General features: G+C 48.4%; 21 protein-coding genes, 1 tRNA gene and 1 other RNA gene. 2 read left to right on the top strand and 21 right to left on the bottom strand.

Translation table 11 applies throughout. The annotated features are described in order from the left end of the window. Nucleotides 1-7: 7 nt before the first annotated feature. The 16 genes from ICC18_RS28095 to ICC18_RS28020 form a co-directional block, all read right to left on the bottom strand. Entirely contained in the window at nucleotides 8-829 is an 822-nt protein-coding gene (locus ICC18_RS28095; RefSeq protein ID WP_188177734.1) for a hypothetical protein, read from the bottom strand. Between the two features lie 317 nt (nucleotides 830-1,146). After that, nucleotides 1,147-1,509: a transfer-messenger RNA gene (gene ssrA / locus ICC18_RS28090) on the bottom strand. Nucleotides 1,510-1,682: 173 nt separating this feature from the next. After that, nucleotides 1,683-2,165: an SsrA-binding protein SmpB gene (smpB, locus tag ICC18_RS28085; RefSeq protein ID WP_188177733.1), complete on the bottom strand. Its 483-nt coding sequence runs from the start codon at nucleotides 2,163-2,165 to the stop codon at nucleotides 1,683-1,685. Between the two features lie 87 nt (nucleotides 2,166-2,252). Next, nucleotides 2,253-4,940: a ribonuclease R gene (gene rnr / locus ICC18_RS28080; RefSeq protein ID WP_188177732.1), complete on the bottom strand. Its 2,688-nt coding sequence runs from the start codon at nucleotides 4,938-4,940 to the stop codon at nucleotides 2,253-2,255. A 31-nt stretch (nucleotides 4,941-4,971) separates the two neighbouring features. Further along, nucleotides 4,972-5,784: an alpha/beta hydrolase gene (locus tag ICC18_RS28075; RefSeq protein ID WP_223192934.1), complete on the bottom strand. Its 813-nt coding sequence runs from the start codon at nucleotides 5,782-5,784 to the stop codon at nucleotides 4,972-4,974. Nucleotides 5,785-5,862: 78 nt separating this feature from the next. After that, the gene (gene secG, locus ICC18_RS28070; protein WP_188177731.1) at nucleotides 5,863-6,099 is read right to left on the bottom strand and encodes a preprotein translocase subunit SecG; all 237 of its coding nucleotides are present in this window, start codon (nucleotides 6,097-6,099) and stop codon (nucleotides 5,863-5,865) included. 95 nt (nucleotides 6,100-6,194) lie between these two features. Further along, nucleotides 6,195-6,740, bottom strand: a complete 546-nt coding sequence (locus ICC18_RS28065; RefSeq protein WP_223192933.1) for a phosphatase PAP2 family protein — start codon at nucleotides 6,738-6,740, stop codon at nucleotides 6,195-6,197. 3 nt (nucleotides 6,741-6,743) lie between these two features. After that, complete coding sequence (locus tag ICC18_RS28060; protein WP_188177811.1) at nucleotides 6,744-7,328, bottom strand: YqaA family protein; 585 nt, start codon at nucleotides 7,326-7,328, stop codon at nucleotides 6,744-6,746. 11 nt (nucleotides 7,329-7,339) lie between these two features. Then, nucleotides 7,340-7,969, bottom strand: coding sequence for a C40 family peptidase (locus ICC18_RS28055; protein WP_188177730.1), 630 nt, complete (start codon nucleotides 7,967-7,969; stop codon nucleotides 7,340-7,342). A 340-nt stretch (nucleotides 7,970-8,309) separates the two neighbouring features. After that, nucleotides 8,310-9,026: a M50 family metallopeptidase gene (locus ICC18_RS28050; protein ID WP_188177729.1), complete on the bottom strand. Its 717-nt coding sequence runs from the start codon at nucleotides 9,024-9,026 to the stop codon at nucleotides 8,310-8,312. Between the two features lie 62 nt (nucleotides 9,027-9,088). Next, nucleotides 9,089-10,381, bottom strand: coding sequence for a phosphopyruvate hydratase (gene eno, locus ICC18_RS28045; RefSeq protein WP_188177728.1), 1,293 nt, complete (start codon nucleotides 10,379-10,381; stop codon nucleotides 9,089-9,091). Nucleotides 10,382-10,412: 31 nt separating this feature from the next. Then, a complete protein-coding gene (gene gpmI / locus ICC18_RS28040) occupies nucleotides 10,413-11,951 on the bottom strand; it encodes a 2,3-bisphosphoglycerate-independent phosphoglycerate mutase (RefSeq protein WP_188177727.1) in 1,539 nt (512 codons plus the stop codon). A gap of 1 nt (nucleotide 11,952) precedes the next feature. Further along, the gene (gene tpiA, locus ICC18_RS28035) at nucleotides 11,953-12,708 is read right to left on the bottom strand and encodes a triose-phosphate isomerase (RefSeq protein WP_188177726.1); all 756 of its coding nucleotides are present in this window, start codon (nucleotides 12,706-12,708) and stop codon (nucleotides 11,953-11,955) included. Nucleotides 12,709-12,733: 25 nt separating this feature from the next. Then, nucleotides 12,734-13,915 carry a phosphoglycerate kinase gene (locus tag ICC18_RS28030; RefSeq protein WP_188177725.1) on the bottom strand — a complete coding sequence of 394 codons (1,182 nt, stop codon included), beginning with the start codon at nucleotides 13,913-13,915 and terminating at the stop codon, nucleotides 12,734-12,736. A 101-nt stretch (nucleotides 13,916-14,016) separates the two neighbouring features. Then, nucleotides 14,017-15,021, bottom strand: coding sequence for a type I glyceraldehyde-3-phosphate dehydrogenase (gap, locus tag ICC18_RS28025; RefSeq protein WP_188177724.1), 1,005 nt, complete (start codon nucleotides 15,019-15,021; stop codon nucleotides 14,017-14,019). Between the two features lie 71 nt (nucleotides 15,022-15,092). Next, nucleotides 15,093-16,115: a sugar-binding transcriptional regulator gene (locus tag ICC18_RS28020; protein WP_188177809.1), complete on the bottom strand. Its 1,023-nt coding sequence runs from the start codon at nucleotides 16,113-16,115 to the stop codon at nucleotides 15,093-15,095. A gap of 237 nt (nucleotides 16,116-16,352) precedes the next feature. On the opposite strand from ICC18_RS28020, the gene ICC18_RS28015 reads away from it, so the two are divergent. After that, nucleotides 16,353-16,424, top strand: a tRNA-Arg gene (locus ICC18_RS28015). Nucleotides 16,425-16,585: 161 nt separating this feature from the next. Continuing rightward, the gene (gene clpP, locus ICC18_RS28010) at nucleotides 16,586-17,167 is read left to right on the top strand and encodes an ATP-dependent Clp endopeptidase proteolytic subunit ClpP (protein WP_188177723.1); all 582 of its coding nucleotides are present in this window, start codon (nucleotides 16,586-16,588) and stop codon (nucleotides 17,165-17,167) included. Between the two features lie 61 nt (nucleotides 17,168-17,228). Here clpP and ICC18_RS28005 read toward each other — a convergent pair whose 3' ends face one another. The 5 genes from ICC18_RS28005 to ICC18_RS27985 form a co-directional block, all read right to left on the bottom strand. After that, nucleotides 17,229-18,995, bottom strand: coding sequence for a stalk domain-containing protein (locus ICC18_RS28005; protein ID WP_188177722.1), 1,767 nt, complete (start codon nucleotides 18,993-18,995; stop codon nucleotides 17,229-17,231). Nucleotides 18,996-19,178: 183 nt separating this feature from the next. Continuing rightward, the gene (locus ICC18_RS28000) at nucleotides 19,179-19,901 is read right to left on the bottom strand and encodes an amino acid ABC transporter ATP-binding protein (RefSeq protein ID WP_188177721.1); all 723 of its coding nucleotides are present in this window, start codon (nucleotides 19,899-19,901) and stop codon (nucleotides 19,179-19,181) included. Then, nucleotides 19,898-20,554 carry an amino acid ABC transporter permease gene (locus tag ICC18_RS27995; protein WP_188177720.1) on the bottom strand — a complete coding sequence of 219 codons (657 nt, stop codon included), beginning with the start codon at nucleotides 20,552-20,554 and terminating at the stop codon, nucleotides 19,898-19,900. Before ICC18_RS27995 ends, ICC18_RS28000 begins: the two co-directional genes overlap by 4 nt. 85 nt (nucleotides 20,555-20,639) lie before the next feature. Continuing rightward, nucleotides 20,640-21,449: a transporter substrate-binding domain-containing protein gene (locus ICC18_RS27990; protein WP_188177719.1), complete on the bottom strand. Its 810-nt coding sequence runs from the start codon at nucleotides 21,447-21,449 to the stop codon at nucleotides 20,640-20,642. A gap of 305 nt (nucleotides 21,450-21,754) precedes the next feature. Then, nucleotides 21,755-22,657 (bottom strand): response regulator, encoded by a 903-nt coding sequence (locus ICC18_RS27985; protein WP_188177718.1) that lies wholly within the window; start codon nucleotides 22,655-22,657, stop codon nucleotides 21,755-21,757.

The following is a 22,657-nucleotide window of genomic DNA, read 5'->3' as shown; positions in this document are numbered from 1 at the left end:
AATCCCCTTAAGGGTTCGATTTCGCGGAAAGCGACTCTATCGGCGCCGTCACGTTCCGTGCGCTGCTCTGACGGAACAGAATGGCTGCATATACACACCCGTACAGGATAGCGGCCAGACCTCCCCAGAGTCCCCAACTCCCTGGATAGCCGGGAATCGTAATCGATGCGGCGCCCAGGAACACATAGGCCATGGAGAGAATCGCGCCGAGCGTGCGGGAACCGGTCCGGCCGGTTGCTGTCAAATAACCGCCATACAGCAGCACTAGGCTCAAGGCTGTCCCTTCACCCCAACGGAACTGCTGCACCGGATCCTTCAACTGATGGATAGCGCCATCAATCGAAAAAGGAAGCAGCCCCAGCAAAGCGATTCCGGCCATGATGAGCAATGTCCGATTCATAACGGCAGGCTCGGAAGGGCGGAATATCTCCCTGCGCTTCGCGTACGTGGCATAGAGAATCGCAAGCACGACGCCGAACACAATGAGAATGAAGTGAAAGGCTAATGCCGGAACCATGATGGCCAAGGTGGCCAGGAAAATCAGGTGACCCCCAATATAATATTGGAGCAATATCGGTTTGCTGAGCGGCTTCTTCAGCATAGCGAGCAAACTGAAGCTGAACAAAATCCCGATCAAGGCCCCGTGTACAGCACCATGAAACCGCAGTTCGTCCGCAAGCGGGCTGGAAGCCATCACTCCGTGCATCCATGGCTCTAAGGCCTCAGAAATCCCCTGCAGTATGAATAATCCGCCTGCAGCAAACACAACCGCAAAAACACGAAACGTTACTTGAAGCCAAACGCTCTTCCCTGTCGATTCTTTTTTCATTCTACATCTCCTCCAATTAAATACACAAGATCTATATACAGGATAGGAGAAACCGGTTCCCTGCCGAAAGAGGAGGCTTCCCAGCTTTCGGGGAAACGTTTTTGGGAAATTCGATCCTGTCGCAGAAGAACTTCTGCGACAACTGCTTTCCAAGTTCAAAAACCATGTTGCTAGCCGGAATCTTCCCGAGATCAAGAAGATCGTCGCCAGCTATGTAGATAAGGTCATCGTGTATAAAGAGCATGTTGATCTTATTCTTAAGCTGCACATGTGACTGAAATGCAAAATCCACAACCTCATGCGGTTGTGGATTTACATGGTGGAGGTGAGGGGAGTCGAACCCCTGTCCGAAAATATCGCCACACAGGCTTCTACGGGTGTAGTCACAGTTTTGATGTCACCCGAGCAGCGCGCTGTAACCCGCTCTGCGTTGGGTCAGCCTGATTATCTTCTTCCGTCGACCCCAGGCGGAGACCGAAGCGGCGTATCCCACTAAGGTTGGGCCCCTATCCCGGCACATGGGCGATGCAGGGTAGAAGCTTAACAGTCAGGTTATTAAGCTGCTGCTAAAGTTGTACGTTGGTTGCCATTTAATAGGCTTTAGCGTTGATGAAGTGGCCGCGTCCCCACTACCCGCAACCCATGCTCAAACTATCCCCGTCGAATCCAAGAACACCCCCGAATTTTCTTCAACCTCGTCAAGGACGAAAGAAGATAAAAGGCATTGCTTTGACCAACTCTTGAGCATTTTGTTGCTGTACCTTACTGCTTACTTAGTATAACACATGCGGCCGCGAATTGAACCGCTAGGTTCATGGAAGCTCAGGTGCCACTTGCCAGTGTCACAACGAGCTTACCTTGCAATCTTCTGTTTCTCGCGCAATGCACGCTGGATATCCCGCTGCGCATCTTTTTTTGCGGCGCTTTCGCGCTTGTCGTACTGCTTTTTCCCTTTGCCTAATCCCAGTAACAGCTTGGCGTAGCCGTTGCGGATGTAGATTTTCAAGGGAACGAGTGTATAGCCTTCTTGTTTGGACTGTCCCAGCAATTTGGCAATCTCAGCCTTTTTCATGAGCAGCTTGCGCGCCCTTGTCGGGTCAGTCGGATTGCTCCGGTTGCCTTGCTCAAACGGGCTGATGTGCATATTGTGCACAAAAGCTTCGCCGTTGCGAATCGTTGAAAAGCTGTCGCCCAAGTTCGCTTTGCCTGCCCGTAAGGATTTGATCTCCGTGCCGGTCAGGACGATGCCACACTCGTACGTATCTTCAATAAAGTAGTCGTGCGACGCCTTCTTGTTCTGAGCGAGCACTTTGCCGTCGGCTTTCTTCGTTGCCACGTGAGATCCTCCTCCCGCACGTGTAATCAAGCTACAATGGTGCAACCTATTGTAGCAATTTCACGCTGGAAAAGCAAGAAGCGGCGATTATCTCCGCCGCTTCTTGATGCCGCTGCCGCCGCCTTCCGTACCGCGTCGGCGTCCGCCCTTGGCGAGCGCGTTCACGCCGCTCGCCCAATCCATGCCGCCCGCGCCGCCCGCAGCGGGTGCTCCAGCATCGCCGCCGCGCGCTCCGCGTTGGCCGGCGCCCACACCCGCTAGGGCTTCGCCCCCTAGCGCAATGCCTCCGCGGCCGCGCTTGCCACGGCCGCCAACCGCACTTCCGCCTTCGTTCCTTCCGGCTCCAGCAGCGCTTCGGCCGCCTCTTCCGCTCTCGCTCCGGCCGGCGCCAACCGCCTGCAGTCTCTCCGTGAGACTGCCGCCAGCCTTGGCTCCGCCTTTGCCAGCCTTGGTTCCGGCAGCAGCTTTGCCTTTCCCTTTGGCGGCAGCCAATCCGCTCTTACCGCCTGCTTTCCCGCCGCTAAAGCTGCCCGCTTTACCGCGTCCTCCACCGTTACGGCCGCGATCCCCACCGCCTCCGCGGCCTTCACGCGGCTTGTCGCCGCCGCGCAAGAAGCCCGGTTTCCCGTTGCTGCGCGGCTTCATATCGACCATCTCAAAATCGATCGTACGCTCATCCATATTCACGCGTGCTACTCGTACCTTAGCTTGATCGCCGATACGATAAATGCGGGACGTGCGCTCGCCGATGAGCGCATGCTGCATCTCGTGATAATGATAGTAATCATCCGTCAAATCGCTAAGACGAATCAAGCCCTCAACGGTATTATCCAGTTCTACGAAAATGCCAAAGTTTGTGACGCTGGAGATAATGCCTTCGAATTCTTCTCCGACTTTGTCCAGCATGAACTCCGCTTTTTTCAATGCCTCAGTCTCACGCTCAGCCTCAACGGCAACACGTTCGCGTTCTGAAGACTGACGTGCAATATCATCCATACGCGACGTCAAATACTCATGCCGCTGATCCAACAAAGTACCGCTCTCCAGCACCTCGCGAATGACGCGGTGAATAATCAAATCCGGATAGCGCCTGATCGGAGACGTGAAATGCGAATAAAATTCCGCCGCCAAGCCAAAATGCCCCACGCTTTGCGAATCATACCGCGCTTGTTTCATCGAACGAAGCATCACTTTACTGATAACCGTTTCTTCCGGCGTATCCTTAATTTCTTCCAATAACGACTGCAGCGCACGCGGATGTACCTTATTCCCTTTTCCCCGGACGACATAGCCGAAATTCGTAATAAACTCCATAAAGTGCATCAGCTTTTCCATATCCGGATCCTCATGAATCCGGTAGAGGAAAGGAACTTTCAACCAATGGAAATGCTCTGCAACGGTTTCATTCGCCGCCAGCATGAATTCTTCGATAATCATCTCAGCGATCGAACGTTCTCTTTTTACAATATCCGTTGGCTTCCCTTCGGCATCGACAAGAATTTTGGATTCCTCAAAGTCGAAATCAATCGCTCCGCGCTTCATCCGTCTGTCGCGCAGCTTCATCGCCAGCTCTTCCATCAGCTTGAAATCGTCTATAAGATACTCATAGCGCTCCACAATCTCAGGCTCAGCTTCACCCTGAAGCAGCTTGCGCACATTCGTATACGTCATCCGTTCGCTAGTCTTAATCACGCTCGTGAAAATATCATGTCGAACGACATTCAACTGATCGTCAAACTCCATCTCACACGACATGGTTAACCGGTCCACACGCGGATTCAACGAACAAATTCCGTTCGATAGCCGATGCGGCAGCATTGGAATCACACGATCCGTCAAATAGACCGAACATCCTCGGTTGTATGCTTCCTGATCCAGCGCAGAACTCTCGCGTACATAGTAACTTACGTCGGCAATATGAACGCCTAGCAAATAGTTGCCGTTCTCTAATCGCTCTACGTTAACTGCGTCATCCAAGTCCTTGGCGTCTTCGCCGTCAATCGTGACAATCCTTTTACCTCGCAGATCCCGACGCCCTTGGTTAACAATCTCTTCCTCAGTAATGGAATCCGGAGCCGCATCCGCTTCCAAAATCACTTCCTCATGGAAAGCTTCAGGAAGCTGAAATTTACGGACAATCGCCAAAATATCAACACCGGGATCATCTTTATGCCCCAGAATCTCAATAACTTCCCCTTCGGCCGCAGCCCGCCCTTCCGGATAACTAACGAGCTTGACGACGACCTTCTGGCCTGTAACCGCCCCCATGAAAGCATGCTGAGGAATGAAAATATCCCGCGAAACCCGCTTGTCATCCGGAATGACAAATGCATACGTCTCTTGGCTTTGAAAGATCCCCACAATCTGCGTGTTGGCGCGGCTGATGACGCGGACAACTTCGCCTTCCATCCGGCCTCCGGACTGGCTTTTGGACGTAATCCTTACGAAAATCATATCCCCGTTCATCGCCGTATTCATATCATTGGCATGAATATACACGTCCGGATGATCCCGATCATCGGGAATGAGGAAGCCGAACCCCTTGGCATGCGCCTGAAGCTTGCCCCGCAATAAATTCATACGCTCCGGCACGCCATAGCGGTCATTGCGCGTGCGCAGTATGAGTCCATCCTTTTCTAACTGGTTCAATATTCTTAGAAACTCCTTAAAATCATTCGCATTTCCGATTTCAAAATGCTTTTCCAGCTCCTGATACGTCATCGGCTTATAAGCCGTTTCTTGCATAAAACTTAATATCTCTTTTTCTGTAATCATATTCTTTTCACCTTCTTGTTGTTGGTTGAGCCTAGCTTCCTTCAGCCGCTACACCAGTTTCCCTTATTTCATAGTATTCCATCTGTAGGGATTGGATAAACGAAGAAATATCTGCATAGATTTGCTCTCTCTCTTGATCCAGCAGCATACCGTGCGATGACTGCGGATAATAATGAATTTCTTTTACGCTTGAACGGATCTGTTGATGTAAAAACGCAGCGCTCTCATGCCGGACAACGGCATCTTTCTTCCCCTGGCCGATCCAAATGGGGGCTTCCACCTGAGGCAGCAGGCCTTTCACCTGTTTTAACAGTTTACGCAAACTAACGACGCAGCGAATCGGCGTTTTGGTATACGCACATGACTCATCTAACAAAGTGGGGTTGTTTTTGGGTTTCTTTTCTATATATTCAATGAAATGTTGAATCAGTGACGCGAACACTATCTTCCTAGTCGCCAGAAATATTGGTGTTGCCAGCGTTACTATGCCTGCCGTCTGACGCTCTACAGCCAGCTTCAAAGCCAGCAGGCCTCCCATCGAATGTCCCATAACGACAACGCTCTTGCATGCAGCGGCAAGCTTGTCGTAACTCTCCAGCACATGCCCATACCAATCCGTCCATCCGGTTCGCATCATTTCTTCGGGTGTTGTCCCATGTCCGGGTAATCTTACCGCGTTAACGGTATACCCTTGATCCTGTAACACATAACCAATTCGTCTGAACTCCGAAGGCGATCCTGTGAATCCATGTACCATCAGAATGCCCATATCACGATTCGTTCCACGGCCTAGCCAAAAGAAAGGGTCGGTTGATTTGTAAATTCGATCCTCGATGTCGTCCAACTCCCAACATAGGTGAATGGCTGAGTAAAAAGAAAAAACAGCAGGAGTAGATTTCCCCTGCTGTTATCGTTTTATGTGTTAGCCTTTCACTACGTATGCTACGACAATCGAGAGAATGAAAAATGCAGCAGCAAGCCCCATCGTAAAACGGGATAGGAATAATTCCAGACCGCGTGCTTTTTGCTTGCCGAACAGGTGCTCAGCACCGCCGGAGATGGCACCGGACAAGCCTGCGCTTTTTCCTTTTTGCAGTAATACAACGCAAATTAATCCGATCGAAGCTATGATCAACAAAACTTTCATAAAGATTTCCATGTCAGCACCCCAATTGCTTGTTCTATGCTTATACAACTAGCATGAGTATTTTAGCATAGTTTGTCCTAGATTACAAGAAAAGGAGGAATACTCCATTATATGAATAAAGGATTCGTCAGATAAACCACCAACAAAGCTGTTCCGATTCCGACCGTACCGCCTGCTATGCAATCTGTAGGGTAATGATATCCCCAATATACGCGGGAAAATGCGACTAATGCCGCAAGAACGATTAATAACAGAGCAACTCCGGTTGCCCACAAGTAAAGAAAAGGGGTTATGAGTGCAAAAATGGCAGTCGTATGACCGGATGGAAACGAGTAATCCTTCAGTGGATATTTCCCTAGCCTCACTTGCTGCAGTACGCGAAATGGGCGGTTTCTCCGTATTTTTTTCTTGATAATAACGGCAATCAAGTGACTGAAAGTCAAAGCCGCTAAACTTTGCATTCCGACCCGGCTCCAATCAGCCGGTGCAAAGCAAGCGACAAGCATGGAACATAGAATCGTGAACGTCGCTCCGCCCATATGGGTAATGAATCCGAACAACCGGTCCAGAATCGAGTGGTTTAGCTTTTGATTGCACCAGACAAACATCCGGTGATCAACCTTCTTCACCCAGTGCATTTCTTTCCCCCTCATATATCATCGTTCCTCCATCCGGACTACGGTCCGTTCAAGCTTCTTCCGTTTACGAAACCTGCTTATCAGCAGCCACACCACAGAGAATAGAACACCGACCACCAGTAGTGTAATGCCAAGCACCCGATCGACCATATGCTCTGCTGCACGTCCATAGATGTAAAACAGAATTCCTACCACATAGAACTTAACCGCGCGCCCGATTGCGGCATACCCGAGCAGTTTCCATAATGGATAATTCATACATCCGGACATGATCGTGAACAGCTTGAACGGAATCGGTGTGAAAGATCCGATGAGAATGGCTTTTTCTCCATGTCGGCGGAACAGCGTTGTGGCGGAATCCAACCACTTCTTCTTCATGAATCTTGCCAGAACGAGATTTCCCGATGTTCGGCCTATGGCATAGCCAATAGGCGTCCCTGCCAAACAACCGGCATACCCCAGAGTGGCCAACCATATAGCGTTCTCGGGGTTTAAAGCGCTCAAGGACAATTGCAGAAAAAAAGCCGGAATCGGAAAAATAATCGCATCGATCATTGCGTGAATAAACAGCCCGGCGGATCCGAAGCTGCGCAAGAACTCCATGACTTCATCCATCAAAACGCCTGCCCCCTCAATGGGATCGAAAGATCCGTCACACGTCGCTCGTAGCTTAACCTCTCTTTATCAAGAAGCTTGTAGTCGTAAAGATATCCTTCATATACCTTTTCAAACGCAGGATGACGGAGAAAATCGTTAGGCGCCACCAGCCCTGAAGGCCGATCCCATAAGGTAAGCCCGATATTGCGCAGCGTTTCAGCGACAAACTGGGAGCAAAAATAAGCGTCTTTCGGTCCGATATCGCGATGGAGCAGCACGCCTAGCAATCCAATGATGTTGTACCGATAGGACTGCTCCTCCCTCTGAAAAGACTGGATGAAGCGTTTTGCATCGGCACGCTGCTGCTGCGAAATCGGCAAACGGAGCAGTAAGCATCGAGTGTCTGGAAATTGACGGAAAGTCCCCTCATAGACATCCTCTTCAACAAACCCTGCAGCCCAAGGGTTCGTTGGGCATTTGCGACCGAAGCTGAACAAATCGTTCAACTCTGCGTCCAGCGCCAGAGAAGCATGGTTATAAGGAGCGCCGGTAAATGTCTTGATCAACGTTGTGAACAAGGTCCCCGTATCAGTCAATAAAACATAAATGCTATGCTCCGAATTGTTATCTATTCTATAAGCAATCATTATGTTCACCTCATAGTCGTTAATTGAATCAATCAGTCAATGCCCACGATGGTAATCGCATCTCCAGCTCATCGCCAAGTTCATCGCCAAGTTCTATCTCCAGGCTAATCGTGAGAAACATCTTCTACGACAATAAGATTAACAAATATATACAAAAACGATAACTGTCCGAGGTTTAGTTTGAACCTAGACCTAGGTCTTGGTAGTTTGCCAGCCTCAATTGGCTTATGGCCGCAATACAACCTGCTACCGGTATCCTGCCTAATTTACGCACAACAAAAAGGCGAGCTATGTGTTATTACACAAAACTCGCCGCAGGCTATTATTTCGTTGATGGTGATTAATCTCGATAGGTCGTATACGATGTTTGGGGCCTTTGTGCCCTGGAACCTTTCTTCCGCCCTAGAAAGGCCTGCACGGCCCTTTTCGCACACCAAAGGGAGAACAATGTAAAGAGCAACGCCCAAACAACGGCGGGAACACCCGTATGCAGCGCCAAGTTCGTAGCATCTCCAGCACTGCGAGCGTTATTCAGTGCATAGACGACCAAGGAAAAGGGCCCGAAGACCGATTCCTCCAAGCAAATAAAGGCGACCAGCAAGTAATAAAAATCGCGCAGCCATTTTGGTGTCAAAGCTAACACCAGAATAGTTATCACGATAAACCCGATTAACCAAGTTATGCCGAACATGTTTCTGACGAAGAGCACCAACGATAGGACGGCCAACACGGTCATGACCTGTAGGCCAAGTCTTTGCTTCCCTCTCGCATAAGCCGAGAATAGAAACCAAGCAAACAAGGAAGCCGTGAAATACCCGGCTAATGAAACGGGTAGCAGTGCCCACGAATTCGTGATCGCCGAGTAAGTTACCCCGCTGTGATTGGCGTACAACTCAATGTACATCACTTTACCGGAGAGCGCCAGAGTCATTGCCGCATGCCCAAACTCGTGCACCATCGTATCGAGATTCCGGAAAAAAGAAGAGGGGATCAGCGGCAGATGAGTAAGCAGCGCTGAACCTATTAAGAATAAAATAGTTTTCAACCAGTTGCTCATATACAGCAATCCCCTCTCGGTGGTGTATTTAGTTATATCGCTACTTTATCCTACGCAGAATCTTACTTGAAGTTTCTCAAGTTGTAGAACGCTTTTTTACCTGCGTATTGAGCTACGGAGTGTAATTCATCTTCAATGCGGAGCAATTGATTGTACTTCGCTACGCGGTCCGTACGGGACGGAGCACCTGTTTTGATTTGACCGGCGTTAGTCGCAACCGCGATGTCAGCGATAGTGCTGTCCTCGCTCTCACCGGAACGGTGGGAGATAACAGCTGTGTATCCAGCGCGTTTAGCCATTTCGATCGCATCAAAAGTCTCAGTCAGTGTACCGATTTGGTTCACTTTAACCAAGATGGAGTTACCGATGTTTTGCTCGATACCTGTGGATAGGCGAGTTGTATTCGTAACGAACAAGTCGTCACCAACGAGTTGAACTTTGTTGCCCAATTTCTCAGTCAGCAATTTCCAACCTTCCCAATCGTCTTCGGAACAGCCGTCTTCAACCGTGATGATTGGATATTTATCAACCCATGCAGCAAGGAATTCAACCCATTCAGCAGATGTGAAGGATTTGCCTTCGCCTTCAAGATGGTATTTGCCGTCTTTGAAGAACTCTGTGGAAGCTACGTCCATACCCAGGAATACGTCAACGCCTGGTTTATAACCGGCTTTTTCAATTGCTGTAAGGATCGTTGTGATTGCTTCCTCGTTGGAAGTGAAGTTAGGAGCGAAACCGCCTTCGTCGCCAACTGCAGTGTTCAAGCCTTTTTCTTTCAGAACGGATTTCAAGCTGTGGAAGATTTCTGCGCCAACGCGAAGAGCTTCTTTGAATGTAGGTGCGCCAACCGGCAGAACCATGAATTCTTGAACGTCAACGTTGTTGTCCGCATGCGCGCCGCCGTTGATGATGTTCATCATTGGAACAGGCAATGTTTTAGCGTTGAAACCGCCAAGGTATACGTACAAAGGCACGTCCAAAGCGTCGGCAGCTGCGCGAGCTACTGCCATGGAAACCGCAAGAATAGCATTAGCGCCTAATTTTGCTTTGTTAGGAGTTCCGTCAAGCTCGATCATTTTGTTGTCGATGCCGACTTGATCAAGTGCGTCTAGACCGATAATTTCCGGAGCGATGATTTCGTTAACGTTGTCAACAGCTTTCAGAACGCCTTTACCGAGGTAACGGCCTTTGTCACCGTCGCGAAGCTCAACGGCTTCGTATGCGCCTGTGGAAGCGCCTGAAGGTACGATTGCACGGCCGAAAGCGCCGGATTCGAGGTACACTTCCACCTCAACAGTTGGGTTACCGCGGGAGTCCAGGACTTCGCGTGCGTAAACATCAGAAATAATTGTCATCGTAAAAACACTCCTTTTATAAATGGTATATTTATTTGTTAAGGATGGTGGATCCGGTCATTTGCTCTGGTTTTTGAACGCCCAAGAAGTCTAACATCGTTGGAGCAATATCTGCCAAAATTCCGCCATCTCTTAGTGTAACAGATTTGTCCGTCACAATAAAAGGCACTGGATTTGTCGTATGCGCGGTGTTACGAGTTCCATCCGGATTCGTAACCACATCGGCGTTACCGTGGTCGGCTGTGATGCATACAACGCCGCCTTTGGCGAGTACCGCTTCTACAACCTTGCCTAAACAATCGTCCGTAGCTTCAATGGCTTTCACCGTTGGCTCCAGAAGTCCGGAGTGACCCACCATGTCCGGATTCGCAAAGTTTAAGATGATCACATCATGACGCTCGGTTTCAATCTCTGTAACAACAGCATCTGCCAGCTCATAAGCACTCATCTCCGGTTTCAGATCGTACGTTGCAACCTTAGGCGAAGCAATAAGCAGGCGGGTTTCGCCCGGTAATTCCACATCGCGCCCACCGCTGAAGAAGAAGGTAACGTGCGGATATTTCTCAGTTTCAGCAGCGCGAAGCTGTGTCAGATTGTTCTGCGCAAGCACTTCGCCGAGCGTGTTATCCAGATCTTTAGGTTGATACGCTACGAAACCGTCTACAGATTCACTGAACAATGTCAGACAAACGTAGTAAAGGTTCTTCGCTGTATTCTCGCCACGATCGAAACCACGGAAATCTTCGTTCGTGAATACTTGCGAAAGCTGGATCGCGCGGTCAGGACGGAAGTTGAAGAATACAACTGCATCCCCTGACTCTACAAGTCCTACCGGCTTGCCGTCTTCGCCTACGATAACCGTCGGCATCACGAACTCATCGAATACGGATTTCTCGTAGGATTCAATGATCGCTTTCATCGGATCGGTGTAAGTCGGGCCGTCGCCATAAACCATGGCGCGGTAAGATTTCTCCGTACGCTCCCAGCGCTTATCGCGGTCCATCGCGTAGTAGCGGCCTTGAACGGTCGCGATTTTGCCTACGCCGACTTCGGCGATTTTGTTCAGCAAGCTTTCCATGTACTTCTTCGCGGAGTCCGGCGCTACGTCGCGGCCGTCCAGGAATGCATGAATGTACACTTCATCAAGCTGCTCTTTTTTGGCCAGGTCAAGCAAAGCGAACAAATGCTGAATGTGGCTATGTACACCGCCATCGGAGAGCAATCCGTACAGGTGAAGCTTTTTACCGTTTGTTTTTGCGTGACGCACAGCACCTAGCAGCGTTTCGTTGTCGTAGAATTCGCCGTCACGAATCGACTTCGAAATCCGAGTAAGGTCCTGATACACGGTACGGCCTGCACCGATGTTCAAGTGCCCTACTTCAGAATTCCCCATCTGGCCTTCCGGCAAACCTACGGCTTCGCCGCAGGCGGTTAAGGTTGTGTGTGGATAAGTCGACCAGTAACGGTCGTAGTTTGGCTTTTTCGCATGAGCAACGGCATTGCCCTGTTCTTCTGAACGAAGCCCGAAGCCGTCCAGAATGATCAGTGCTACCGGTTTCGGTCTGGACATCTTACTTCGCCCCCTCGACGAGCTGAATGTAGGAAGCAGACTCTAAGCTTGCTCCGCCTACAAGCGCACCGTCAATGTCAGGCTGAGCCATGTACTCAGCAATGTTGTTCGGCTTCACGCTGCCGCCGTATTGGATGCGAACCGCATCAGCTACGGAAGCGCCATACAAGCCGCTTACTAGCTGACGGATATAGCCGATAACGTCTTGTGCATCCGCTGCAGTTGAGGACTTGCCTGTGCCGATTGCCCAGATTGGCTCATAAGCGATAACGACTTGCGCCGCTTGCTCTGCGCTAATTCCTTGGAAAGCCGCTTCCGTTTGCACTTTGCAAACGTCTTTGGTTTGGCCCGCTTCACGCTCTTCGAGCTTTTCGCCTACGCAAACGATCGGAGTTAAGCCGTGTTTGAACGCAGCCGCGACTTTTTTGTTCACGATCTCATCGGTTTCAGCGAAGTACGCTCTGCGCTCGGAGTGTCCGATAATGACATATTCAACGCCAAGCTCTTTCAGCATAATGCCGCTGATTTCGCCTGTGAAAGCGCCGTTGTCTTCAAAGTGAAGATTTTGTGCGCCAACGTGCAGTGTCGTGCCTTTAACTGCCTCAACAAGAGCAGGAAGGTTCGTATAAGGAGCGCAGATTACGCTCTCCACGCCGTCTACTTCCGCTTTGCCTTTTACTTCGTTCACGAAGCTGACCGCTTCGGAAACGGTTTTGAACATTTTCCAGTTACCCGCGATAATCGGTTTTCTGCTCATTTGATATGCCTCCTTTAACCTTAAGTTATTTATCGTTCAAGGCTACAACGCCCGGCAATGCTTTGCCTTCCATGAATTCCAAGGATGCGCCGCCGCCTGTGGAGATGTGATCCATTTTGTCCGCCAAATGGAATTTCTCAGCCGCTGCTGCAGAGTCGCCGCCGCCGATTACTGTATAACCGGATGCCGTTGCGCATGCTTCGGCTACTGCGCGAGTTCCATGGGAGAATGGCTCGATTTCAAATACGCCCATAGGTCCGTTCCAAACAACAAGTTTGGATTTAGCAATCGCGTCCGCATAGATCTCACGACTTTTAGGTCCGATGTCGATACCTTCCCACTCAGCAGGAATACCGTCCACGCCTACGATTTGCGTATTAGCGTCAGCGCCGAATTTATCAGCAACAACGATATCTACCGGAAGCAAGAAATTTACGCCTTTTTCTTTCGCTTTCGCGATGAAGCTCAGCGCCAGATCCAATTTCTCGTTATCCACAAGGGATTTACCGATCTCGTAACCTTGTGCTTTGAGGAATGTATAGGACAGGCCGCCACCAATGATGATGTTGTCTGCGATGTTCAAGAGGTTGTTAATGACGTCGATTTTGTCTTTTACTTTCGCACCGCCGACGATCGCAGTGAAAGGACGCTCCGGATTGTTCAGCGCTCTGCCGAGCACATCCAGTTCTTTCTCCATCAGCAATCCGGATACGGCTGGAAGGTGGTGCGCAATGCCTTCAGTGGAAGCGTGGGCACGGTGAGCCGCACCAAACGCATCATTCACGTACAGGTCAGCAAGTTCAGCAAAAGCTTGAGCCAAAGCCGGGTCGTTCTTCTCTTCGCCCTCGTAGAAACGAACGTTTTCGAGCAGCAGAACGTCGCCGTTTTGCAAAGCTGCTACTTGCGCTTTTACCGTTTCGCCGACAGCTTCGTCCGCTTTAACAACCGGCTTACCAAGCAGCTCGGATAGTCTTGCAGCAACTGGAGTCAGGCGAAGCTCGTCTGCTACTTGACCTTTCGGACGGCCCAGATGGCTCGCCAGAACCACTTTAGCGCCTTGCTCGATCAAGAATTTGATCGTAGGCAGCGTTTCTCTAATACGCGTATCGTCCGTGATTTGACCGTTTTCCAAAGGTACGTTGAAATCAACGCGGACAAACACTCTTTTACCTGCTACTTCAACGTCGCGAACACTTTTCTTATTCATGGACAGACCCTCCCTGGCAATTTTAAACAACTTTCATTATACCTAATATCATACATAAAGAGGAGAATCGCTTCTCCTCTTTATATGTGTTTGTTTATGAATTACAGACCTTTGCTTGCGATGAAAGCTGCAAGGTCAACAACGCGGTTGGAATAGCCCCACTCGTTATCGTACCAGGAAACCACTTTCAGCAAGTTGTCGCCAACTACCATTGTGGAAAGTGCGTCAATTGTGGAGGAAGCCGGGTCGCCATTGAAGTCGCTAGATACAAGCGGAGCATCTGTGTAGTTCAAGATGCCTTTCAGGGAACCGTTAGCTGCTTTTTGCAAAGCTGCGTTTACTTCGTCAACCGTTACGTTCACTTTTGTTTCAACAACCAGGTCAGTTACGGAAACGTTAGGTGTAGGAACGCGCATAGCCATACCGTTCAGTTTGCCTTTCAATTCAGGCAGAACCAGGCCGATTGCTTTTGCTGCGCCAGTGCTGGAAGGAATGATGTTCTCAGCTGCTGCGCGAGCACGACGAAGGTCTTTGTGCGGCAGGTCAAGAACGGACTGGTCATTCGTATAGGAGTGAACAGTTGTCATCATACCTTTTACGATACCGAAGTTATCGTTGATTACTTTTGCAAATGGAGCCAAGCAGTTCGTCGTACAAGAAGCGTTGGAGATTACTGTGTGAGCCGCCGGATCGTATTTATCTTCGTTAACGCCAAGAACGATGGTGATATCTTCGTCAGTTGCCGGAGCGGAGATAATCACTTTCTTAGCGCCGCCTTTCAAGTGAAGGGAAGCTTTTTCTTTCGCTGTGAAAATACCAGTAGATTCAACAACGATTTCTGCGCCAACGGATGCCCAAGGAAGGTTTCCAGGGTCGCGCTCAGCGAATACTTTGATGGAACGGCCGTTCACGATCAGTTCGCCTTCGCCAGCTTCAACTGTAGCGTCAAGTTTACCGTGAGTTGTGTCGTATTTCAGCAAGTGAGCCAAAGTTTTTACATCTGTCAGATCGTTAACTGCAACGATTTGAACTTCAGAGCTGTTCAATGCTGCGCGAAACACGTTACGTCCGATACGTCCGAAACCGTTAATACCTACTTTTACCATAGCGAATTCCTCCTAATAGTTAAAAAATAATTATATTTCAAGACGGCGTCAAAGACACACGTCATGATGCCTTACACATGCTTCATGATTTCGAGTGCGGCTGCCTCATCGGTCACCAGCACATCTTCCTGCCCGTGACGAAGCACGGAAGCGATCGCCTCGCCTTTACTCTTGCCGCCGGCCACGCCGATCACCACTTCGACACGCTGGAGATCCTCCAGCCTAAGCCCTACGGTCGGCATCTTGTGAACCACATTCCCTTGCCGGTCAAAATAGTACCCGAATGCCTCTGCCAAAGCGCCATCCGCCTGCAAAGTGCGCGTCGTCTCAGCGTCAACCTTGCGTCTGCGCGCCATTACCATAGCATCCCCGATTCCGTGTACGACGATGCGACAACTGCGTACCGCATTGACAACTTCCTGAATCTGAGGGTCTTGAATCAGCGACTGATACGCTTCTTCGCCAAGGTGGTCCGGAACATGCAGCAGCCTGTATTTCCCGCCTGTCTTCTTGGCCATAATAGATGCTATCGTGTTCGCTTGCATATCCACGCTTTCGCCAAGCCCGCCTCGCGCCGGAACGAACCAGCTCCCTTTCATCTTCGATGAAATCGCCAGGTTGTTCGCAATCTGTGCCATGGTCGATCCGCCCGTTACGGCGATAATATCGTCCTTGGACACATATTTGCGCAATGCTGCCGCGCCCGCTCGTCCAAGCTCCTTCTTAGCGAAGGTTGAAGTATCAGAGTCCCCCGGGACGACGATGACTTGAGAGATCTGGAACGCTTTGCGGATGCTTTCTTCCAAATCCGTCAAACCAAAAGCCATCTTAATGATTGGCTCCATGGCTTCAAGCAGCCTGCGACCGGACTCGCTGATCTTCATCCCCGAAGCATCGGTTTCAAGCAATCCCTGCTCCTTGAGAAAATCCACCTCGCCGCGGAGCACGCGTTCCGTCATGTCCAGCGAAGAAGCTAATGTTCTTCGTCCGACTACACCGGAAACGAGAATATGCTGCAGGATCGAATAGCGCTTTTTCATGACGTCCATTAAATCCGGCAAGAGCTGTTTTTGAATGTCAAGAATTTCTCTCATAATGACGACCGACAACGCTCCTGCTCCAAATGATGGACGTTTTATGTCCCGGGTATACATTTTGTGTCCCACCCGGGCGAAAAAAAATTGCCTTACAAGCACATTATAACCAATTCCCCCTCAATATTCAACAAAAGTTCAAACTTTTTCGTCAAATTGGACTGTAAGGGTTTGCAGTCTTGCTTTTTTCGTGCGTCTGTCATATAATAACCCTTGCTTCACTTTTAATACATCTGTGCGCCCGTGGTCCAATGGATATGACGTAGGCCTCCGGAGCCTGAGATAGGGGTTCGATTCCCTTCGGGCGCGTCCTTAAAGAACGAAATCAGTTGCAAAACTGATTTTTTTGTTGTTATAGTTTGACCTTTCTTGACCTTTGCACGTTTTTTAGTTATCATACTTGTAGATACTGTTAAAAGTATAAGCACCAACCCATTAGAACCATTTACCTATTGAAGGAGGTAATTCTTATGAGTTTTATCCCTATGGTCGTAGAACAGGACGCGCGCGGTGAAAGAGGGTATGACATCTACTCCCGTCTGCTGAAGGACCGCATCATTTTCCTCGGCACCGGCGTCAACGATGTTGTAGCGAATTCCATCATTGCCCAGCTGCTTTTCCTGGCCGCACAAGATCCTGATAAAGATATCAGCCTCTACATCAACAGCCCGGGCGGCTCGATCACAGCCGGCATGGCGATTTTCGATACCATGCAGTTTATTAAACCGGACGTGTCCACGATCTGCGTCGGCATGGCCGCTTCCATGGGCGCTTTCCTGCTGACTGCAGGCGCCAAAGGCAAGCGTTTTGCGCTGCCTAACAGTGAAGTCATGATTCACCAGCCGCTCGGCGGCGCTGAAGGTCAAGCCTCCGACATCGAAATTCGCGCGAAGCGCATTTTGAAAATGAGAGACAACCTGAACAGAATCCTCGCGGAGCGCACAGGACAAACGTTCGAACGCATCGAGAAGGATACCGACCGCGATAACTTCATGAGTGCACATGAAGCGGTAGAATACGGACTCATCGACAAAGTCATCGAGCGCGTATGAAAAAAGAAAAACACTGACGTTCTGCCATACGCAGACGTCAGTGTTTTTTGTTTTCTAAACCTTATTTCTTCTCTTCCAACGGGTAGAAAATCAGATCAATCGGGAATGCCGAGCCCGCCGGAGGCGTAAACTCGATATCTAACGCATCCTCAGTTCCCGTCGTACGCGCCAGCACTTGCATACCATCGAATGCGGTAATTACGCCGGAGGCCGGGACCGGTATGATTTCACCGTTAATTTTGAATGGACCCTTGAAGACGCCACCCTTCGCCATGATCATCACGGCCATTTTACGCGGCTTATTGGCATGGATTTTATAAACAACGCCGTAGTTGCCGCTGTTCTCCACATTTTGCTTACGCATCACGTCGTAGCCTTTAACGAAAAGATCGGTTTTGTTATCACCGATGGTTAGTACCGATGTCTTCGTAAAGCTCGAAGCATCAATATCCCATTTTAACTCAGATACCGGGAAGGATCCCCGCACATGGCCATTAAAAGCCAGAAAAGGCAGCTCCTTCACAGTTGTAGGCGTCAGTCTTTGATCGGTAACCGCAAACGATATTTGCAATTCTCCGTCAGTCTCCACGTCATAGAACAGATTCACGCCTTGACCCGGATGGAAGTCAGGCAGCTTCGCGTATACGTACGTTTGATGCGGAGGTACAGTTAACTTTTGGTCATAAACATTGTTCAGCAAGAAATCCACCGATGCTTCGCTGCCGATCAGGTTAGCGTAGACGGAAGGGTATACCTCGCCTTTGTTGATCGTTTGGATCGTTACCGGCTTATCGCTATTGTTTGTAGCGAAGATCGCCATCGTCATCTTTTGCTTCGTGCCGTTAATATGATCTGCATACAAGCGGGCTTTACCGTTGATGTTGTCTTGATACAAGATCCCTTTTTCCGTAAACTCTTCCGGACTGTCGCTGACCAGCAGTTTACGGTCGCTCACTTCCGTTACTTTCTTAGGGATTGCAGGCATTTGGTTAAAATGGGACCAGATCGTTCCCCAATCCGACTTAATAAACCCGCCCACAGGCTTCGTATAAATCGGGTATTCAACTTCACTCAAGTACGGCTCATCCGTTACTGTCACAAAACTTTGGAACACTTTGCTCACGTGCCCATGACGATCGGATACTTTAAGCGATACCGGATATTTCCCAGCTTTGAAAAATACTTCTTTGTTGCCGACCCACTCGTAGGACGCAATGCCTTCGGCATCTGGATCATAGCTCAAATCAATATATTTCACAGGCTCGCCAAGCCGGTATGCAGGCTTCGCCGTCGTGAACTTGGCAACCGGTCTGGAATTGCTGTCCTGGTCAATATAAATGCCTTCAGGCGTTTGGAAATGTACAATTTCCACACGACGCAGTTCTTCATTGTAGGTATATTTAGCGCCCATGTAGTCGGCAAGCCAAGTCAGCTTCACGAGCAATCTGCCGTTAACGATAGCGGCAACCGTATCAAACGGCGTGTCTACGCCATTCGTAGTTACTGTCTTGTTATCTGCGCTAAGAACGATATCATAACCCGAAGGCGTCATCTGGATCGTGCGTGTCGCATCGTTCCACTCCACCTTGAATTTCATCGAATCTCCGAGGAATTTGGCCGGTACGAAGGTACTGCCATTAATGATCGTAGCCGGAGAATCCAAATGAATTTGCTCTTCATTCACGAAAGCTTCCGACTTATCAATATACAGTAGGATAAAGGACGAACTTGCCGAGACCGCGTGAGCGGCTGGTGCTGTTATTGCGCTGGCTAAAAAAACGAGAAATGCCAGCAGCACGGTAATCTCTTTTCTTAAATGCGATTTCATGCTCCGACTCCTTTTAAAGTATATAATTGGGGTGTGGGCAGACGGACACCAATCCGTAAAGAACGGCAAAATAACCTTTTCCTTCATTGACCACGTTTATTAGACGTAGTAATCCGGAAAAGGTTTCTTATTCTCACTAATCGTTAACAAATTTGCCATAAAATTAGATTTACTCTCGATCCATTATAAGACTTTGCTAAGGAATGCTTGCGTACGTTCATGTTTCGGGGAATCGAAAATTTCGGAGGGCTTGCCTTCCTCCACAATATAGCCGCCGTCCATAAAAATAACACGGTCCGCCACTTCACGAGCAAATCCCATTTCATGCGTGACGACAATCATCGTGATGCCTTCATGAGCCAGCTCCTTCATAACCGTCAAAACTTCCCCTACCATTTCGGGATCCAGTGCGGAAGTCGGCTCATCGAACAGCATAACGCGAGGGTTCATCGCAAGTGCGCGGGCAATCGCTACACGCTGCTGTTGTCCGCCTGACAACCGTTCGGGATATTCGTCCCTTTTTGCCGCCAAACCGACCTTTTTCAACAGCTCCATGGCTTTTTCTTCATTTTGCTGCTTGTTCAACTTTTTAATATGTTTCGGGGCCAGCATAATATTTTCCAACACGGTCAAATGGGGAAATAAATTGAACAGCTGAAATACCATCCCTACATTTTCACGTAATTTATCGATATTCGTATTGGGTGAAGTGACTTCCACATCGCCGATCACGACTTTGCCGCTAGTTACATCCTCAAGAAGATTCAGGCAACGCAGAAATGTACTTTTACCGGAACCGGATGGTCCGATCACGCAAACGACTTCTTTTTCACGAATCGTAGTTGAAATATCTTTCAGTACTTCGTTCGAACCAAATTTCTTCTTCAAGTTTTCTACAACGATCATTTTAAGGCGTACCTCCTTTCAAGCATGCGGGATAACCGGGACAAAGCGTAAATGATAATGAAGTAGAAGATACCTACGACACCCCATATCTCGAATGCGCGGAAGTTGGATGAAATGATAATTTCACCGCTCTGCGTAAGTTCATTAATTCCAATGACAGAAAGCAAGGATGTATCCTTAATGCTGACAATGAATTGGTTCACAAAAGCAGGCAGCATGCGACGAACAGCTTGTGGCAGAACAACTAATCTCATCGTTTGAAATCGGTTTAAGCCCAGGGATCGCGCGGCTTCAGTTTGCCCTTTGCTGATAGACAGGATGCCGGCGCGGAAAATTTCAGCGATATAGGCTCCTGCATTTAAACTAATGGCTACAATACCTGCAATCTCCGCCGAAATACGGATATCCAGGAATACAGGCAGTCCAAAATAAATAAAAAAGACCTGCACCAATAGCGGTGTTCCACGAATGATATCCACATAAACCGTTGCAATGCCTCGAAGGAATTTATTCACGGATGTGCTCATTAAGCCGGCTATTAAACCTAAGACAAATGCAATTATTAAAGAAACAACAACGATTTTCAAAGTAATTAAAGCACCTTGAATTAACGTGGGTATTGCATCCACAATGACTTGCAATGAGGAAGTCACCGAATCCCCATCCCCCTTTTTTTAGCTTTCAACCTTGCTGCCGCTCTTTCGTCGGAAAGAGCGGCAGTATATAGTCTCATCTTATTTATTTTGCAGGTTTTGCCATGTACGTATTGACGATTTGCTCAAGTTTCCCGTTATCTTTCAGCTTCTTCAAGCCGCTGTTAATTTTGGTCATCAACTCGGCATTGTCTTTACTTACCGCGATACCGTATAAGTCGCCATTCAAACGATCTCCTACGATTTTCAGCTTGGAATTTGGATCAATCGCGATCTTGTAGGAAACTACAGGAAAGTCTTCCAATGTTACGTCAGCGTTTTTATTCGCGACTTCCTGGTACATCGATGGGCTATCATCAAAATATTTGATTTGAGCACCGTATTTTTTGCCAAATTCTTCTGCAAGCTTGGCACCTGATGTTCCTTTTTTAATCGCAATTGTTTTACCCTTTAAATCTTCAGGACTTTTAATCGTTGTGTTATCTTCGCGTACTACTAGCGAAAGACCCGCTGTATAATAAGGATCGGACAGATTAACAACTTGCTTACGCTCATCTGTAATACTAATGCCTGCAATGGCACCATCCAATTGTTTGGCCGTGATCGCAGGAATAATTCCTTTGAAATCCATAGGTTTCAGTTCAACTTCGAAGCCCTCTTCTTTGGCGATCGCATTGATCAAATCAATATCAATACCTACATACTTGCCATCTTTTTGGAATTCAAAAGGAGGGTAAGTCGCGTCGGTACCGATCATGTATTTCTTGACTGCACCTGTTTGATTGGCTGGTTTAGTCGGATCCGCCGCCTTATTGGAATCAGCCGCGCCATTGCCGCAAGCGCTAAGCGAGAATGCCAATACCGTTGCAAATAAAACTGTACTAATTTTTTTCATATAAGTACCCCTTTTCGTTTATAATCGTACACAGATTTTATAAAACCTTTCATGTTTTTAATCTTAACCCCTCCCTTCACAACCCTACACGATCCTACAAAAATAGATCCCTCCATATGATAAATAATTTTACATGTAAACAAATTCCATGGTTTCACAGACACTATAACTTAAGGTTTTGAAGTATGTATCCGTTTGCACAAAATGGTAAGCGTATTCAAAATGTGATGTTATATTACACGAATAAAAGGAACCCAACCTCTTGATCAAAAGTCGGATTCCTTACTTTGCATATTTAAACTCATTTATTGCTTCATTTTCTCCAGCGTCTCCAAATAAAACACATGTAAAAATTTTTTTATATTCACTCTGCCTTTATCAGGACTTACCTCTTCATCCATTCCCTTCATTTTCATCCGTACATCCTGAAAATCAAAGTAGAGCGGGGCATAATATTCGAATTTGGGGTTACTATAGTCAGTTAAACCAATGGACGCCAGGTTCGTTAACGCAGCTATAACCGTTCTCCGAATCCGCTGTTCAATGGTCTTACTCTCTTTCTCTATCTCATTTTTACTTTGTTTATAGGTTCTGGCTACAGCTTCGTATAGTTCCTTAAGCGGCGGGAAGTCTTGATTAGCCTGGCTTCTGCGTTCGACCAAAATCTCCATCATGGAAATAATGTCCTTGCTGCCGCTTTCACCGATAATCCCCAAATCCATAAGGATTTGTTTCACGATATCACGTACGCTGCTTCGTTCTTCACGCCCCGACGGCAATTCGATGCCTTCCATTTTCGCTAGAGATTGCTTAATCTCAATGATATAGCGCTCATATTTCCACCGTTCACTAACTTTAAATAATACGGCTTCTACTTCCACACGGTTAATCGGCTTATGAATATAAAATTCGATCCCATTTTGGTAGGCTAGTCCTACCATTTCTTTATTTTCAACTTGCGAAATCATAATAAACTTCCCGTTAAAACCTTGTTTTTTTAATTGTGATATCGTCTCAATTCCATCCTGATCAGGCATTAACAAATCGATCAACACAACGTCCGGTTTCGCCTCAAGGATCATTCGCGCCCCCTCAATCCCCCCGCCCGCCGCGCCTATGACGTCGCCAAGTCCACAGTCCTCAATAATATGCTTCAGCATGCGTCTGCTAACGATATCGTCATCCACAATAATAAACGAAAGTGACAT

This window comes from Paenibacillus sedimenti (assembly GCF_014534655.1).
Lineage (GTDB): Bacteria > Bacillota > Bacilli > Paenibacillales > NBRC-103111 > Paenibacillus_E > Paenibacillus_E sedimenti.
The sequence above is the reverse complement of the archived record's forward strand: the minus strand, read 5'-3'. Positions and strand labels throughout refer to the sequence as shown.

Coding starts and splice junctions, on each gene's coding strand:
- ICC18_RS28095 (WP_188177734.1), bottom strand. CDS start 829: ATGAAAAAAGAATCGACAGGGAAGAGCGTTTGGCTTCAAGTAACGTTT.
- rnr (WP_188177732.1), bottom strand. CDS start 4,940: ATGATTACAGAAAAAGAGATATTAAGTTTTATGCAAGAAACGGCTTAT.
- secG (WP_188177731.1), bottom strand. CDS start 6,099: ATGGAAATCTTTATGAAAGTTTTGTTGATCATAGCTTCGATCGGATTA.
- ICC18_RS28065 (WP_223192933.1), bottom strand. CDS start 6,740: ATGAGGGGGAAAGAAATGCACTGGGTGAAGAAGGTTGATCACCGGATG.
- ICC18_RS28060 (WP_188177811.1), bottom strand. CDS start 7,328: ATGGAGTTCTTGCGCAGCTTCGGATCCGCCGGGCTGTTTATTCACGCA.
- ICC18_RS28055 (WP_188177730.1), bottom strand. CDS start 7,969: ATGATTGCTTATAGAATAGATAACAATTCGGAGCATAGCATTTATGTT.
- ICC18_RS28050 (WP_188177729.1), bottom strand. CDS start 9,026: ATGAGCAACTGGTTGAAAACTATTTTATTCTTAATAGGTTCAGCGCTG.
- eno (WP_188177728.1), bottom strand. CDS start 10,381: ATGACAATTATTTCTGATGTTTACGCACGCGAAGTCCTGGACTCCCGC.
- gpmI (WP_188177727.1), bottom strand. CDS start 11,951: ATGTCCAGACCGAAACCGGTAGCACTGATCATTCTGGACGGCTTCGGG.
- tpiA (WP_188177726.1), bottom strand. CDS start 12,708: ATGAGCAGAAAACCGATTATCGCGGGTAACTGGAAAATGTTCAAAACC.
- ICC18_RS28030 (WP_188177725.1), bottom strand. CDS start 13,915: ATGAATAAGAAAAGTGTTCGCGACGTTGAAGTAGCAGGTAAAAGAGTG.
- gap (WP_188177724.1), bottom strand. CDS start 15,021: ATGGTAAAAGTAGGTATTAACGGTTTCGGACGTATCGGACGTAACGTG.
- ICC18_RS28020 (WP_188177809.1), bottom strand. CDS start 16,115: ATGAGAGAAATTCTTGACATTCAAAAACAGCTCTTGCCGGATTTAATG.
- clpP (WP_188177723.1), top strand. CDS start 16,586: ATGAGTTTTATCCCTATGGTCGTAGAACAGGACGCGCGCGGTGAAAGA.
- ICC18_RS28005 (WP_188177722.1), bottom strand. CDS start 18,995: ATGAAATCGCATTTAAGAAAAGAGATTACCGTGCTGCTGGCATTTCTC.
- ICC18_RS28000 (WP_188177721.1), bottom strand. CDS start 19,901: ATGATCGTTGTAGAAAACTTGAAGAAGAAATTTGGTTCGAACGAAGTA.
- ICC18_RS27990 (WP_188177719.1), bottom strand. CDS start 21,449: ATGAAAAAAATTAGTACAGTTTTATTTGCAACGGTATTGGCATTCTCG.
- ICC18_RS27985 (WP_188177718.1), bottom strand. CDS start 22,657: ATGTCACTTTCGTTTATTATTGTGGATGACGATATCGTTAGCAGACGC.